The sequence below is a fragment of the Actinomycetes bacterium genome (assembly GCA_024222295.1).
In the GTDB taxonomy this organism is placed as follows: domain Bacteria; phylum Actinomycetota; class Acidimicrobiia; order Acidimicrobiales; family Microtrichaceae; genus JAAEPF01.
This window is the reverse complement of the sequence record JAAEPF010000112.1, coordinates 1-2,331: the sequence shown is the minus strand read 5'-3', so window position 1 is coordinate 2,331 and position 2,331 is coordinate 1. Positions and strand designations below refer to the sequence as shown.

Annotated in this window: 7 protein-coding genes; all 7 read left to right on the top strand. The window is 69.7% G+C overall.

Annotated elements, in window-relative coordinates; translation table 11 throughout:
* Positions 1 to 259, top strand: a 259-nt coding sequence (locus tag GY812_17760; protein MCP4437328.1) for a hypothetical protein, incomplete at its 5' end; no start/stop codon positions are given.
* A 133-nt stretch (positions 260 to 392) separates the two neighbouring features.
* Positions 393 to 776, top strand: a complete 384-nt coding sequence (locus tag GY812_17755) for a hypothetical protein (protein ID MCP4437327.1) — start codon at positions 393 to 395, stop codon at positions 774 to 776.
* Positions 773 to 1,057, top strand: a complete 285-nt coding sequence (locus GY812_17750; GenBank protein ID MCP4437326.1) for a hypothetical protein — start codon at positions 773 to 775, stop codon at positions 1,055 to 1,057. Before GY812_17755 ends, GY812_17750 begins: the two co-directional genes overlap by 4 nt.
* The gene (locus tag GY812_17745; protein ID MCP4437325.1) at positions 1,050 to 1,400 is read left to right on the top strand and encodes a hypothetical protein; all 351 of its coding nucleotides are present in this window, start codon (positions 1,050 to 1,052) and stop codon (positions 1,398 to 1,400) included. The genes GY812_17750 and GY812_17745 overlap by 8 nt, the downstream gene beginning before the upstream one ends.
* 139 nt (positions 1,401 to 1,539) lie before the next feature.
* Positions 1,540 to 1,839 (top strand): hypothetical protein, encoded by a 300-nt coding sequence (locus GY812_17740; protein MCP4437324.1) that lies wholly within the window; start codon positions 1,540 to 1,542, stop codon positions 1,837 to 1,839.
* The gene (locus GY812_17735) at positions 1,836 to 2,123 is read left to right on the top strand and encodes a hypothetical protein (GenBank protein MCP4437323.1); all 288 of its coding nucleotides are present in this window, start codon (positions 1,836 to 1,838) and stop codon (positions 2,121 to 2,123) included. Before GY812_17740 ends, GY812_17735 begins: the two co-directional genes overlap by 4 nt.
* Positions 2,120 to 2,305 (top strand): hypothetical protein, encoded by a 186-nt coding sequence (locus GY812_17730; GenBank protein ID MCP4437322.1) that lies wholly within the window; start codon positions 2,120 to 2,122, stop codon positions 2,303 to 2,305. The genes GY812_17735 and GY812_17730 overlap by 4 nt, the downstream gene beginning before the upstream one ends.
* Positions 2,306 to 2,331 lie beyond the last annotated feature (26 nt).

Genomic DNA, 2,331 nt, shown 5'->3' with positions numbered 1-2,331 from the left:
CGGCCACGAGGCGGACGGCAGCGACATCACCTGCAACTGTCGCGGCTACGAGGTCCACGGACACTGCTACCACACGGTCCAGGCGCGCCACCGCCTCGCCGGCGAGCCCGTCCCGAGCCGCGACGAGGTCCGCGCAGCGCGCAGGATGGCGCGCCAGGCTCCCCGCCGCCGGGCCAGCGCTCGGCGCATCGTGGAGCCGGTCATCGAGACCGCGCCCGCCCCGAAGAAAAAGCGCCCCAGCGCGCGCCGGATCCACTGACCGACTGATGAGCCCGGCTGGGTGCCGGGCGAAACGCCGAAGGGCGTCTCGGTAACCCAAGCGACGAGGAGAAAAAGCGATGACACCGAATTGGAAGCCCGATGGGGCCCCCACGTACCACCGAGACGGCAGTGTGAGCTACTGGGATGTGTATCTCCAGCAGTGGGTGAGGCGACCCGCGCAGGACATCGGTGACGATGCGCAGGCGTCCCAGGATGAGGTGTTCCGGCGTCGGGTGCGACGCATGGCTGGCCGCTATCACGTGCGCTGCGTCTGCCGGGCGCAGCCGGTGGGGGATGTGACCGACATTGACGGCGCGCTGGGGGTCTACGCGATCGATGATGAATCCGGCCAGGAGTACATGCTCGTGTATCGCGGCGGTGGCACCGGGTGGGCGGAACTGTGGCTCAATGCGCCCGATCAGACCGATTACATCTGGCGGGCGGTGCAGACCCCCGTCGGCCTGATCACGCATGTGACAGCTGCCGTGCTCGCGCGCCGCCAGGTGGGATCGTGAGAGTCCTCGTGCCTGTGACCCTGGAGATCGTCTGCGCGGGTGCTCGCGCAGAGGTGAGCATGGATCTGGAGATGGAGGCCCAGGTGGTGAGCTACACCCCGGCAGAGCCTGCCGGTCTGGAGCACGCCCCGGTCGCCGAGGAGGTCCAGGTCGAGATCAGGCTCTGCGATGACCTCCGGGTCGAGGACATCGTGGTGCTGGAGGCGGGCCAGGTTTTTGATCCGGATAACCAGCAGCGCGAGAGCGTGATCGAACAGTTGCGAGGAGAGCAAGATGAGTGATGAGATGACAGTGAGCCAGTTTGCCGAGGCGGTCGAGACCATCCTGGGCCGCCCCCTTCCGATCTATGTGGACGCGGGAGGATTTTTGCCGCGCCGAGAGTGGGGAGCGCGGGCCATCGTGGCCCACGGCACGCTCCCGGCGTGCGAGGACGGGGTCACGATCGAGGGCGCGGGCAGCACCGCGGAGCAGGCCATGCGCAGGCTGCTCGCTGCGCTGGAGCGGCACCGGGAGCTGCTGCAGGCGCTCGGGGCGGACGTGGACACGCAGGTTCTGGCGGATCACATCCAGGCGCACCGGCTGGCGGGCACGTTGGGCGAGGAGGTGGAGCATGCCGGAGTGTGAATGGTGCGGGCGGTCCACGCCGCGGGAGCAATTGCTCTCGACGCCGGACGGCGGAGTGTGTCCTCGATGCGTGCGGGCGCAGGAGGCCGAGCGCGCCCGGGCCACCGAGCCCGGGTTGCGCACCCCGAAATTGCGGGACGTGATCGAGGCGATCCAGGAAAGCTGCATGACCGCTGTCGTCTCGTCGCCCGAGTATCCGGGACTGGCCGCGGCGCGGAGAGACGCACTCGATGCGCGGTTCGCCGGCTGGAACATGCCAGCCCTGCAGCGTGACCTGCACGCCGCGGGCATCGATCCCGAGGTCACCGAGCAGATCGCAGAGCTGGTCTGGACCTGCCGCTTTCAGGCGCGGGAGGTCGCCCGGGCCAGCGAGCAGATCCGGGTCGGGCGTGCGGCGATGGCCCTGGCCGATGCGTGGCAGCGGCGGAGGTCATCGTGACCGACGTGGCCAATCCGTACCACGCCGGGGAGATCTCGGTGCGTGCAACCCTCCACTCAGAGATCCTCGATGCGGCTGCGTGCCTCGCGGACCTCGAACGAGAGACCCAGGCGGTCCTGGCGTCCCTCGGGCGGCTGGGCGCAGACCTGGAGCGTGCGCGGGGGATCGGTGCACCACCTGACCACCACCGCCGGATGCGCCAGCTGCGCCGCCGCATCGAGGACCTGGTGGAGGGGGCCCGGGCTGCCCACGGCATGCTCGGGCCACCCGCGGAGGAGCCATGATTCGCAGGGACTGCACCCCCTACCAGGCTCGCCTCTGGGATCATTACGACGCGCTGACCCAGGCGCGCATCTCCGCGCGGGCCATGAACTCCCACGGGCTGCCCTGCGCCGAGTACCACGCCCGGCTCGACAGGCTGGAGCGTGCCCTCCTCGGGCTGCTCCAGCGGTCGCACGCACACTGAGCGGACCCGATCCACTGGCGGGCATT